Source organism: Rudaea sp. (assembly GCF_036560865.1).
Lineage (GTDB): Bacteria > Pseudomonadota > Gammaproteobacteria > Xanthomonadales > Rhodanobacteraceae > Rudaea.
The window spans coordinates 24,211-36,045 of the sequence record NZ_DATBQK010000047.1 but is presented as its reverse complement, the minus strand read 5'-3'; the positions used below and the strand labels follow the sequence as shown (position 1 = coordinate 36,045).

Sequence of the window (11,835 nt, the reverse complement as noted above, 5' to 3'; positions counted from 1 at the left end):
TACAAATTGCAAAAGAACAGGTTTGATCAGATACGCTGCGGGGCAATCCTGTGCACGCTGCGAATCTCGACCGTGGGCGAGGAAAGCGCGGACAGGTCGCCGCCGTCCGTCTCGCGCAACACGGCCAGCGCGGCGCCCGTGCCCTTGCCGGTCCACGCGGAACACACGATCGTTCCGCGCGCCTGATCGTCGCCATCGCTTCGCACCCCCAATGCCGTGCCCGGCGCAGGCAACGAGTCGGAATTGAATGCGATGTTATGCAGCCAGCGTTTGTTGCCACCCTTGTAGTGCAGGCGCGCGACGACTTCCTGGCCGGGATAACAGCCCTTGCTCACACTGGTCGCCTGCAAGTCGCCGAGGCCGATCCACGATGGCAGCAGGCGATCCTCGAGAGCGGCATCGAGCGTCACCAGACCCGCCTCGATATCCGCGAGCGCGTCGCGGTTGCGGGCAACCTTGGAATCCTGCGTAACGATTGGTGCGGCTCGCGCATCGCGCAACCACAGCCAGCGCTGCGCATGGCCAGGCAGTGCGATGCAGGTACCCAGCCCGCTGGTTTCGATATTTGTGCCGATGGGCAAACTGACAGAGTCGGGGCTGTCAGCGTGCGCCACGATCAGATAGGCGTGCATATCCTCGATCACGCCCAGCTGCAGCTTCGAGCGAAATACGTAACGGGCCAGGGCGTCACGCGTTCGCGCTGCCGAACCGCCGCGCAGGATCAGGCGCAGGCGTTCGTCGTTGTCGCGCAGCAGGTGAAAGAATGCGCGCACGCGGCCCTGTGCGGACAGCCACGCGCTCCATTGCCAATCGCCGTTCGCCAGCGCCATCACGTCGCTGGAAAACTGTGCCTGCGCAAACGCGACGGCTTCGGGACCGACTATCTCGATCAATTGCGGTGGTGGCAGGGCGATCGGCATATCCAAGGTTACCTGGTGCGATCCGCGCAGCGTGTCGGCGCGATCATCGACAGCGCAGTTTCACATGCGCGGTGGATTTCGGCGCTATAATTCTGCATCGCAGCGGATGTGGGTATGTCTGCGCGGCAATCAAGCGACGGCAGCAACTCAAGGTACCTGGCGCAACCAAGACGTCCCATGTCCGAACCGACTCCCGCAGAAAGCCTGCCACCGCCCGACGCCGACGCCGCGCCAGCGGACACCACGATAATACCGGTTCCGCTCAAACAGCCCAAGGAAATCGGCGGTCGTGACGGGCCCGAGCCGACACGTTACGGCGACTGGGAGAAAAACGGTCGCTGCATCGATTTCTGACTATCCGGCACCTCCGCGCAATCCTTAAACAATACAGTTCCCGCCAAGCACGTCCGCAGCCACAGACAAGGCCAGTCACGCATGCCGCAAGCCGCACGTCCGACATCACCGTATCTGCAAATCTATCGCTGGCCGCTGAGCATGGCGTTGTCGATCCTGCACCGTGCGACCGGTGTCGCGCTCGCGGTTGGCACCATATTGCTGGTCGCGTTGTTGCTCGCGCTCGCATCCGGTCCTGAAAGTTATGCCCGCGTGCGCGGTTTCGCCGGATCGTGGTTCGGCCTGATCCTGCTGTTCGGCTGGAGCTGGGCGCTTTGCTTTCATCTGTGCAACGGCATCCGCCACCTGTTCTGGGATGCGGGCTACGGATATTCCATTCAGCGCGCGCGGGCCAGCGGCCTGGCCGTGGTCGTGGTCAGCGTCGTGCTTACCGCCTTGATCTGGGCCTGCGTCATTGCGCAGGGAGGTGCGGCATGAGTGACGAGAACGTACGCAACCAGTCTGGGCCAGTGGCAACGACGAACGCGCGCGCCGTGGATTACCAGACTCCGCTGAAGCGCGTATTGGCGCTGGGCTCGGCACGCGGCGGCACGCATCATTTCATCACGCAGCGCGTGACTGCGCTTGCGTTGATTCCGTTGACCCTATGGGCCCTTGCGCTCGCGCTCGCATTGGTGCGCGCGGACTATGCGCATGCGCGCGCGATCCTGCATCACACGTTCGCCGCAGTGTGGCTGTCGGCGTTCGTGGTCGCCGTGTTCTGGCACGCGCAACTGGGCCTGCAGGTGGTGATCGAGGACTATGTGCACACGCGCTGGCTGGAGGTCGTGTCGCAGCTCGCGGTCAAGTTCTTTTGCGTAATCGGCGCGCTGACTGCGGTGGTCGCGATCGGTCGCATCGCATTCGCGTGAAATCCAAGCGAGGCGGGATGCCTTGCCCGCGAATCAGGCACGCATGTGCTTGATTCGACGTGTCTGAAAAAAGTCCAGGATGGACTTGTTTTCAGACAATCAGATAACGGAAAAAAGTATAAAAATGGCAGCGTACAAGATCGAACAGCACAAGTACGACATCGTCGTGGTCGGCGCCGGCGGTGCGGGTCTGCGCGCGACGTTCGGGCTCGCGGCGAAGGGCCTCAAGACCGTATGCCTGACCAAGGTATTCCCGACGCGTTCGCACACGGTTGCGGCGCAGGGCGGCATCTCGGCCGCGCTCGGCAATATGGGCGATGACGACTGGCGCTACCACTTCTACGACACGATCAAGGGTTCGGACTGGCTCGGTGATCAGGACGCGATCGAATACATGTGCAAGGAAGCGCCGGCTGCGGTGATCGAGCTTGAACATTACGGTGTGCCGTTCTCGCGCACCGAGGAAGGCAAGATCTACCAGCGCCCGTTCGGCGGCATGACGACGAAATATGGCGAAGGCCCGCCCGCGCAGCGCACCTGCGCCGCGGCCGACCGCACTGGTCACGCGATGCTGCATACGCTGTATCAGCAATCGCTCGCCCACGACGCGCAGTTCAAGATCGAATACTTTGCGCTCGACCTGATCTTCGATGCCGATGGCGTGTGCCGCGGCGTGCTCGCACTCGATATGGCCGAAGGCAGCCTGCATCTGTTCCGCGCACACGGCGTCGTGCTCGCGACCGGCGGGTACGGTCGCGCGTATCTCACCGCGACGTCCGCGCACACCTGCACCGGTGATGGCGGCGGCCTCGCCGCGCGCGCGGGGCTGGCATTGCAGGACATGGAGTTCGTGCAGTTTCACCCGACCGGTATTTACGGTGCAGGTTGCCTGATCACCGAGGGCGTGCGTGGCGAAGGCGGTATCCTGCGCAACTCGAACGGCGAGCGTTTCATGGAGCGTTACGCGCCGCATTACAAGGATCTGGCTTCGCGCGATGTCGTTGCACGGTCGATGACGATTGAAATCCGCGAAGGCCGCGGAGTCGGCGAACACAAGGACCACATCCTGCTCGATCTGACCCATCTCGGCCCCGATGTGATCCACGAGAAGCTGCCCGGCATCGCCGAGAGCGCGCGTATCTTCGCCGGCGTCGATGTGACCAAGCAGCCGATCCCGGTGTTGCCGACCGTGCACTACAACATGGGCGGCATTCCGACCAACTACCACGGCGAAGTCGTACAGAAAGTCGGCAACGATCCGGACAAGGTCGTGCAAGGGCTCTACGCGATTGGCGAGGCCGCCTGCGTTTCGGTGCACGGCGCGAATCGGCTGGGCTCGAATTCGCTGCTCGATCTGGTGGTATTCGGTCGCGCGGTCGCGAATCGCTGTGGTGAGACGATCAAGTCGGGTGCAGCGCACAAGACCCTGCCCGAGTCGGTTTGCGACAGGGCCCTGGCCAGCCTGGACAAGCTGCGCAACGCAAACGGTTCACAGTCGACTGCCGATATCCGCCTGAATATGCAACGCACGATGCAGAGCGACGCGACCGTGTTCCGCACCTCGAAGACGCTCAAGGATGGCTGTGCCAAGATGGATGCGGTGTTCAAGAGTTTCGATGACGTGCGCGTCGCCGATCGCTCATTGGTGTGGAATTCCGACCTGATCGAAACCTACGAATTGCAAAATCTTCTCTATAACGCGGTGGCGACGATCAATTCCGCCGAGCAGCGCCACGAATCGCGCGGCGCGCACGCGCGCGAAGATTTCCCAAACCGCGACGACGCCAATTGGCAGAAGCACACGCTGGTCAAGGTCGACGAGACGGGTGCGTGCAGTTTCGATTTCCGTCCGGTGCATATGAACACGCTGACCGACGACGTGAAGACGGTGCCGCCGAAGACGCGGGTGTACTAGTTCAGAAGACGTATGGATTCAGTTGACAGGATGCGATGAGCAATGGGCACATTTTCGCTATTTCACTGGCTCGTGGTGTTTGTGCTGTTGCTTGTTGCACCGCTTTTCGTGCTTCTTTCGCCCAGGGTCACAGGCTACGAAAAGCTGGGCTGGGTCATCGTTACCGTGTTTTCATCGTGGATTGGTCTTGCGGTTTTTCTCATCGTCACTGCCGGCCGCCCGAAACTTTCAAATCTGGAATAATCGTCCATGGCTGAGTTCTCGCTCCCCAAGAATTCCAAAGTACAAAAAGGCAAAAAGTATCCAGCGAAGGCGGGTGCGAAGAACGTGCGCACATTCCGCGTCTACCGCTGGAACGAGGAAGACGGGCAGAATCCGCATATCGATGAGTACGAAATCGATCTGGCGAGCTGCGGGCCGATGGTGCTCGACGCGCTGATCAAGATCAAAAACGAGATCGACTCGACGCTGACCTTCCGCCGCTCCTGCCGCGAAGGTATCTGCGGATCGTGCGCGATGAACATCGACGGTCACAACACGCTCGCCTGCACCAAGGCGATCGAGGACTGCACGGGTGATGTGAAGATCTACCCCTTGCCGCATATGCCGGTGGTCAAGGATCTGGTGCCCGACCTCACACACTTCTATGCGCAGTACGCCTCGATCAAGCCCTGGCTGCGCACGCAGACACCGCCACCGCCTGACGCCGAGCGCCTGCAATCGAAGGAGGATCGCGCCAAGATCGATGGCCTCTACGAATGCATTCTCTGTGCCTGCTGTTCGACAGCGTGCCCGAGCTATTGGTGGAACAGCGACAAGTACCTGGGGCCCGCGATCCTGTTGCAGGCCTATCGCTGGATCGTCGATTCGCGCGACGAGGACACGGGCGCACGCTTGGATGATCTTGAAGACCCATTCAAGCTTTACCGCTGCCACACGATCATGAATTGCACCAACACCTGCCCGAAAGGACTCAATCCGGCCAAGGCGATCGGTGAGATCAAGAAATTGATGGTGGAACGCAAGTCGGTTTAGCTCGGATCGCAATGGGGACGACATGGACGCACGTCTGATTTTCTGGCCCGCGGTGGCGATGGTGGTACTGACCATCATCATGACCTTCCGCATGTTCTTCGAGCGCTCGCGCCAGATACGCGCCGAGGGAGTGCGCTGGCGCGAAGTCTCCACCAGCAGCAAGATGAATGCGCGCCTTGCCGACACGCGCTCGGCGGACAACTACCGCAACCTGTTCGAAACGCCGACGCTGTTCTATGCGGCCTTGATCGTTGCCTTTCTCACCGCGCAGGTGAATGTGCTCACCTTGAGTCTGGCCTGGGTTTTCGTTGGCTCGCGATACATGCACAGCGCGATTCACACCACTGGCAATCGCATCCGCTACCGCCTGCCGGTATTTTTCTTCAGCTGCCTGATGCTGTGGATTCTCTGGGGTGTGCTTGCGATCGGTCTGTTGCGGTGAGCGAAGCGGGTCGTTTGCGCTGGCGCTGCAGGCGCGGCATGCGCGAACTGGATCAATTGCTGGAATGGTATCTGGATACGCGCTATCCACAAGTGGACAATGCCGCAAAAGACGCATTCGCCGCACTGCTGGAACAACAGGATCCGGAGCTGTGGAACTGGCTGAGCGGCCGCGACACGCCGGCGGTCGCCGCATGGCAGCGCATCGTCGATGAAATCCGTACCCGCGATCGCGTTTGACTATCGGCCGTCGCGCTGGCTGGCGGCGGGCATCGTCGCGATTGCCTTGCTCGCCCTGGTCGCAATCGTAGCCAGCGGATTGAACGCCTGGATCAGGCTTGGGCTTGTCGTGGTTGTTGGCGCTTACGCTGCATGGTCATTGCGCGCTTTCCTGCGGCCGCGGTTCGATCATGTCACTTGGCACTCGGCTGGGCATTGGCGTTTGCGCGATGTGGCAGGACAGGAACATGTAGCCGAGTTCGTCCGCGCCACCGTGCTCGGCGCGCTGATCGTACTGATTCTGCGCATCGGCCCGGGACGAAAAATCGCTTTGCTGCTGCTGCCGGACAACTGCGATGCCGAAACGCAGCGCCGCCTGCGCGTACGGCTGACGCGTGCGCAGACGGATGAGTTGGCCTGATTTCCGGCGAAAAAAAACCGGCCTCCGAAGAGGCCGGTCGTGCCCTGCGTCCCTGCCCTGATGAAAGTGGTTTACTGGAACCGGTATTCGGCGCTGACCGAAACCAGGTTCGGGTCGAAGTTCAGGTCATTCTTCGCGGTTTTGAAATAGTCATAGTTCAAGCCAACCGAGAGATTGTTGCTGAAGTCGTAGCCGAAGCCGGCGCCTGCGTAGTACTTGTTGCTGGTGTCCTTGGTGCTCAGATAGGCCGGCAGCGACGCATCGACCGAGCCGGTCGCGAAGGCGCCCTTGACGTCGGCGCGGTACAGCCCGGCGCGACCGGAGAGATACCATTCGGGAGTCAGGTTGAAGTGGCCGTTGACACCTGCGGTCCAGCCCTTCACCGAGGCGCTTGGCAGGCCGGCAACGCCGACCGAATTGTTCACGTTGAACTTGCCGAGGTCGGTGTAACCGCCTTCGACGCCGAGCGCGACATTCGGATTCAGCGCCCAGCGATAGCCGAGATTGACGCCGTAGCCGGTGTCGGAGTCGTTGTAGATGCCTTTGTCGAGATTGGATTGGCCGACGTTGCCGTTGACGAAGAAACCACCGGCGCCGTTATTGTCGGCAGCGTGGCTGATCGCGGGAACGGCAGTCAGGGAAGCGGTGGCGAGGGCGATAGCCAACAACGTATTTTTCATGATGTGCTCCAATTACCTTGGGTTCGAACTGATTTGCCTTGCAGCGGGCGACATGCCTGCTGCGACGCGCGGCGCGAAGCGATTTCAAAACTCGCGTCTGTTGCCGTAGACAGGAGATAGGGCACGCAAGTGCAATTTCAATACTGTATGGTTTAGTAAATATTCAGCAAGATGACTGCGCAGTCAGAAACATGTCTCGTCTATCGCCAACGAACTGACGCCGACGCGCGCCGCAGCGTAAAATGCGCGCACGCCTGCGTTGCAGTCCTCAACAACCCGCAAACGGATTTCCCGACGAATGTTTCGCCCGCTGCAACTGTTCATCGGCCTGCGCTACACGCGCGCCAAGCGCCGCAACCATTTCATCTCGTTCATTTCGCTGGTCTCCATGCTCGGCATCGCGGTCGGCGTGATGGCTTTGATCGCGGTGATGTCGGTAATGAACGGCTTCCAGGGCGACTTGCAGGAACGCATTCTCGGCATGGTGTCACACGCAACCATCAGCAGCGTCGGCGACAGCATCCAGGATTGGCGCGATACGGTGCGCAAAGCCGAAGCGAATCCGCATGTGCTCGGTGCCGCGCCGTATATCGAATCGAAAGTCCTGCTGCGCGGCAGGCGCATCAGCGGTGCGATTGTGCAGGGCATTATTCCCGATCAGCAGCCGAAGGTTTCCGATATCGCCAGCAAGATGCTGAAGGGGAAACTCAACGACCTCAAGCCAGGCACCTTCGGCATCATTCTCGGCAATGAGTTGGCGATGGAGCTGGGCGTCAACGTCGGCGACAAAGTCATCGTCTACGCACCCGAAGTCAGCGTCACCCCGGTCGGTGCGATACCGCGCCAGAAGAATTGCGAGGTTGTCGGCATTTTTTCCGTCGGCTTCGCCGAATACGACGAAGGCTTCGCCTTCATGCACATGGACGATGCGCAAAAGCTGTTCCAGACCGACGGCCCGAACGGCATCCGCCTGAAGCTCGACGACATGCTGCAGGCGTATCCGATCACGCGCGATCTCGCCTCACATCTGGGCCAGTACTACCGGATATCGACCTGGGAACAGGGACACGCCAATTTCTTCAGCGCGGTGAAGATGGAAAAACTCGTGATGTTCATCATTCTGTCGCTGATCGTCGCGGTCGCCGCGTTCAATCTCGTCTCCACGCTGATCATGCTGGTCACCGACAAGCAGGCCGATATCGCGATCCTGCGTACGCTCGGCATTTCGCCGAACAGCATCATGGGCATCTTCATGGTGCAGGGTGTGATCGTAGGCACCTTCGGCATTCTGATGGGCGTGATCGGCGGCGTGCTGCTCGCGCTGAATATTCCGGTTATGGTCAAGTGGATCGAGCACACCTTCGGCGTCGAATTTCTTTCGCCGGACATCTACTACATCAGCGAGGTGCCATCGGACCTGCATTGGAGCGATGTCGGCTGGATCACCGTGATCGCCTGGGTGTTCTGTCTGATCGCAACTTTGTATCCGGCCTATCGTGCCGCGCGTACGCAACCTGCGGCGGCGTTGCGTTATGAATAGTCCTGTCACGAAGCAAAACATCGTTCGCGACGACATCGTCCTACGCGTGGACGGCGTCGCGAAGACTTACTCCGAAGGTGATCTTCGGACCGAAGTGTTGCGTAACGTGAGCTTTGATCTTCCGCGTGCATCGACGCTCGCAATTGTTGGCGCGTCGGGCGTTGGGAAAAGTACACTTTTGCATATTCTCGGTGGGCTTGACACGCTCGATGCCGGCCACGTATGGGTGGGTTGCGAAATCAGCGGTGTGGAAGCGTGTTGGCACATGAGCGCGCTCACCGATGCGCAGCGTGGTCAATTACGCAATAGAGCCTTCGGCTTCATTTACCAATTCCATCACCTGCTGCCCGAATTCACGGCGCTGGAAAACGTCGCGATGCCGCTGTTGATCCGCGGTACGCCGATTGTCGAAGCACAGAAAAACGCGAAAGAGCTGCTCGAACGCGTCGGCCTGGGCCAACGCTTGCAGCACAAGCCGGGCGAACTGTCCGGTGGCGAGCGCCAGCGCTGCGCGGTCGCGCGCGCGCTGGTCACACGCCCGGCCTGCGTGCTCGGCGACGAGCCGACCGGCAATCTCGATGAGAAAAACGCAGCACAGGTCTACGCGCTGATGCTGGAATTGAATCGCGAAATCGGTACGAGCTTCGTGCTGGTCACCCACGACCACGCGCTGGCGCGGCGCATGGATCGTGTGCTGGAATTGCATGGCGGTGGGCTGGGTGAGGTGAGCGGGGGAAGCTGACTGGCGTTCGAGTCACGGACTCGGATTCAGAGCAAGGCAGGTCGCAAGGAACACCTCTCCCGCTGACGGGAGAGGTCGGCGCGCGCAGCGCGACGGGTGAGGGTGGCGGTTGGCGATGTGAGGGGTAGCTGGATGCGCCACCCTCATCCGCCTTCGGCACCTTCTCAGCTGTGCACTTCCTGTGGTCGCCGCTAGCGGGAGAAGGGAATATGCGGTTTCCTCAGGCTGATTTTTTCAGCGTGACTATGGCGCTCGCGCTACTCGTTGGCGCAGTGGCCGCGCAAGCGCTGACGCATCTGCCGCCGCTGTGGATTGATGTAGTACTGGCGCTTGCCGGTCTTATCATCGCACTGTTGCGCAGCCGATGGCGCTGGCTCGGCTTCGTCCTGCTCGGTGCCGCATGGACGATGTTGCGCGCGGATCTTGCGCTGTACGCACGTCTGCCCGCGGCGCTCGAAGGCGAAGATGTCGTCGTCATCGGCACGATTCGCGGCCTGCCGCGTGTGCAGGACGACTCCACGCGTTTCGATCTGGCCGTACAGACCGCCGTGCGCAGCGGTCAGCCTGCACCGATTTCCGGCACGCTGCGCGTTTCCTGGTACGACACTGCGCCCGATATCCAACCGTGTGAGCGTTGGCAGCTGCATCTGCGCCTCAAGCGCCCGCGCGGCCTGATCGATCCGGGCGCGTTCGATTTCGAACGCTATGCACTCAGCGAAGGCATCACCGCGACCGGCTATGTGCGAGAAGATGCAGGCAATCGCGTCGTCGGTGAGCGCATGTTCTGCGTCGATCGCCTGCGCGCGCGTATTTCCCAGGGCATCGCCGACACCCTGGGTCCCGGATCGAGCAGCAATGTGCTGCGTGCGCTCGCGTTCGGCGATCAGCAGGCGATGGACGAACACGAATGGGCGGTCGCGCGCGCGACCGGCATTCCGCATCTGATTGCGATTTCCGGCCTGCATATCGCGCTGTTCGCCGGCTTCGGTGTGCTGATCGTGCGCTTGTTCTGGAAGCTCGCGCCGCGGCTGACGTTGCGCTGGCCCGCGCCACTGATCGAAGCCGTCGCGAGCATCGTGTTTGCCGTGAGCTACGCGGCGATTGCCGGCCTTGGCCTGCCGACGCGGCGTGCGCTGGTCATGATCGGCGTGTTGTTGGCGGCAAACGTCGCGCGGCGCGCACGCGCACCGGTGCACGGACTCGCCTTCGCCGTGATTGCACTGCTCGCGCTCGATCCGCTATGCGTGCTCAGCGCGGGATTCTGGCTGTCCTTCTTCGGCGTCGCCTGGCTGATGTTCTGTCTGGGTGGTCGCGGCGCGAGACCGTCGCAGAGCGACGGTCCCGACCCTCACCCCACCACTCGCTCCGCGAGTGGTCCCTCCCTCTCCCGCTTCGCGGGCGGGGGACAAAAGTCGGTGGTCTTCGACCGCCGCAGATTGCATGGCCGGCGCTGGTGGCGCGAGATGCTGAGCGCGCAGGGCGTTGCGAGCCTGGGCTTGCTGCCGTTGACGATCTGGTTCTTCGGCCAAAGCTCGCTGATCGGACCACTGGCCAACCTGATCGCGGTGCCGTGGATCTGCTTCTTTGTGTTGCCCATTACCGTTGCCGGCGCGCTGCTGCAGTTGGCGATACCCGTGGCGGGTGCTGCGCTGCTGCATCTGGCCGGATTCGCGATGCAGGGTCTGTGGTGGTTGCTTGAACGCATGGCCGCATGGCCCGGCGCACTCTGGTATTTTCCGCAACCGAGTCTGTGGGCGCTCGCGCTGGCAATGCTCGGCGCCGCGTGGGTATTGTTGCCGCGAGGCATGCCCGCGCGCGCACTCGGGCTGATCCTGTTTCTGCCCCTGCTGATTCCGGCGCGCGATCCATTGGGCGACGGCGAGTTCGAGGCGCTGATGCTCGATGTGGGGCAGGGGCTGTCCTTCGTCGTGCGGACCCGCGATCACGTTCTTGTATACGATGCCGGCGCACGCTTTCCGTCGGGCTTCGATCTCGGCGATGCCGCCGTCGTACCGGCGCTGCACGCGATCGGTGTGATGCATCTGGATCGTTTGATCGTCAGCCACGGCGACAACGATCATGCCGGCGGTGCGGCTGCCGTGCTCGCCGCATTCCCCGGCGTGCCGGTCGCAAGCGGCGAACCCGAGCGCCTGCAGGTGCCGGCCACGCAATGTCTGGCCGGTGAGGCGTGGAACTGGAACGGTGTCGCGTTCCGCATTGTCCATCCGCACGAACCGCTGGCCACACGCAACAACGACCGCTGCTGTGTCGTCGAAGTGCGCAGTGGCGACAGCGCCTTGCTGCTGACCGGCGACATCACGTCGGCGGTGGAAGCGGAAGTGAGCGTGGCACTTACCCCGCTAGCGGCGCATTTGATCCTGCAAGTTCCGCATCACGGCAGCAAGACCTCGTCGAGCGCGGCCTTCATCGATGCGCTGCATCCGTCGGCAGCCCTCGTTTCTGCCGGCCATCGCAATCATTTCAATCATCCGAATCCGGCGGTCGTGGCGCGCTACGCGGCGGCACAGGTCGATCTCATCGGCACCGCGCAAAATGGATTTGTGGATTTGCGCTTTGCGCCGGACGCGCCGCCGCGCGTGATCGAACGCGGACGCGTTGATCGGCATCCGTATTGGCGGGAGTAACTGCCTTCTACT

14 protein-coding genes are annotated in these 11,835 nt (G+C 61.7%); 12 read left to right on the top strand and 2 right to left on the bottom strand.

Going from position 1 to position 11,835, the window contains the following annotated elements:
• Positions 1-26: 26 nt before the first annotated feature.
• Positions 27-920 carry a CAF17-like 4Fe-4S cluster assembly/insertion protein YgfZ gene (gene ygfZ / locus VIE67_RS05520; protein ID WP_332024077.1) on the bottom strand — a complete coding sequence of 298 codons (894 nt, stop codon included), beginning with the start codon at positions 918-920 and terminating at the stop codon, positions 27-29.
• A 177-nt stretch (positions 921-1,097) separates the two neighbouring features.
• Here ygfZ and VIE67_RS05515 point away from each other — a divergent pair, with 177 nt between their 5' ends.
• From VIE67_RS05515 to VIE67_RS05475, 9 genes are all read left to right on the top strand, one after another.
• A complete protein-coding gene (locus tag VIE67_RS05515) occupies positions 1,098-1,274 on the top strand; it encodes a DUF1674 domain-containing protein (RefSeq protein WP_332024075.1) in 177 nt (58 codons plus the stop codon).
• Positions 1,275-1,355: 81 nt separating this feature from the next.
• Positions 1,356-1,751, top strand: coding sequence for a succinate dehydrogenase, cytochrome b556 subunit (sdhC, locus tag VIE67_RS05510; RefSeq protein WP_332024073.1), 396 nt, complete (start codon positions 1,356-1,358; stop codon positions 1,749-1,751).
• Positions 1,748-2,185 (top strand): succinate dehydrogenase, hydrophobic membrane anchor protein, encoded by a 438-nt coding sequence (gene sdhD / locus VIE67_RS05505; RefSeq protein ID WP_332024072.1) that lies wholly within the window; start codon positions 1,748-1,750, stop codon positions 2,183-2,185. The genes sdhC and sdhD overlap by 4 nt, the downstream gene beginning before the upstream one ends.
• A 124-nt stretch (positions 2,186-2,309) precedes the next feature.
• Complete coding sequence (sdhA, locus tag VIE67_RS05500; RefSeq protein ID WP_332024070.1) at positions 2,310-4,100, top strand: succinate dehydrogenase flavoprotein subunit; 1,791 nt, start codon at positions 2,310-2,312, stop codon at positions 4,098-4,100.
• Positions 4,101-4,142: 42 nt separating this feature from the next.
• Positions 4,143-4,343 (top strand): hypothetical protein, encoded by a 201-nt coding sequence (locus VIE67_RS05495; RefSeq protein ID WP_332024068.1) that lies wholly within the window; start codon positions 4,143-4,145, stop codon positions 4,341-4,343.
• Positions 4,344-4,349: 6 nt separating this feature from the next.
• Entirely contained in the window at positions 4,350-5,135 is a 786-nt protein-coding gene (gene sdhB, locus VIE67_RS05490; RefSeq protein ID WP_332024066.1) for a succinate dehydrogenase iron-sulfur subunit, read from the top strand.
• 22 nt (positions 5,136-5,157) lie between these two features.
• Positions 5,158-5,577 (top strand): MAPEG family protein, encoded by a 420-nt coding sequence (locus VIE67_RS05485; protein ID WP_332024064.1) that lies wholly within the window; start codon positions 5,158-5,160, stop codon positions 5,575-5,577.
• On the top strand, positions 5,574-5,816 hold the full coding sequence (locus tag VIE67_RS05480) for an FAD assembly factor SdhE (protein ID WP_332024062.1): 243 nt from the start codon (positions 5,574-5,576) through the stop codon (positions 5,814-5,816). Before VIE67_RS05485 ends, VIE67_RS05480 begins: the two co-directional genes overlap by 4 nt.
• On the top strand, positions 5,788-6,216 hold the full coding sequence (locus VIE67_RS05475; RefSeq protein ID WP_332024060.1) for a protein YgfX: 429 nt from the start codon (positions 5,788-5,790) through the stop codon (positions 6,214-6,216). The genes VIE67_RS05480 and VIE67_RS05475 overlap by 29 nt, the downstream gene beginning before the upstream one ends.
• 71 nt (positions 6,217-6,287) lie before the next feature.
• Here VIE67_RS05475 and VIE67_RS05470 read toward each other — a convergent pair whose 3' ends face one another.
• Positions 6,288-6,896, bottom strand: coding sequence for an outer membrane protein (locus VIE67_RS05470; RefSeq protein ID WP_332024058.1), 609 nt, complete (start codon positions 6,894-6,896; stop codon positions 6,288-6,290).
• Positions 6,897-7,194: 298 nt separating this feature from the next.
• Here VIE67_RS05470 and VIE67_RS05465 point away from each other — a divergent pair, with 298 nt between their 5' ends.
• From VIE67_RS05465 to VIE67_RS05455, 3 genes are all read left to right on the top strand, one after another.
• Entirely contained in the window at positions 7,195-8,436 is a 1,242-nt protein-coding gene (locus VIE67_RS05465) for a lipoprotein-releasing ABC transporter permease subunit (protein ID WP_332024056.1), read from the top strand.
• Complete coding sequence (locus tag VIE67_RS05460) at positions 8,429-9,178, top strand: ABC transporter ATP-binding protein (protein ID WP_332024054.1); 750 nt, start codon at positions 8,429-8,431, stop codon at positions 9,176-9,178. Before VIE67_RS05465 ends, VIE67_RS05460 begins: the two co-directional genes overlap by 8 nt.
• 245 nt (positions 9,179-9,423) lie before the next feature.
• A complete protein-coding gene (locus VIE67_RS05455) occupies positions 9,424-11,823 on the top strand; it encodes a DNA internalization-related competence protein ComEC/Rec2 (RefSeq protein ID WP_332024079.1) in 2,400 nt (799 codons plus the stop codon).
• The last annotated feature ends 12 nt before the right edge of the window (positions 11,824-11,835 follow it).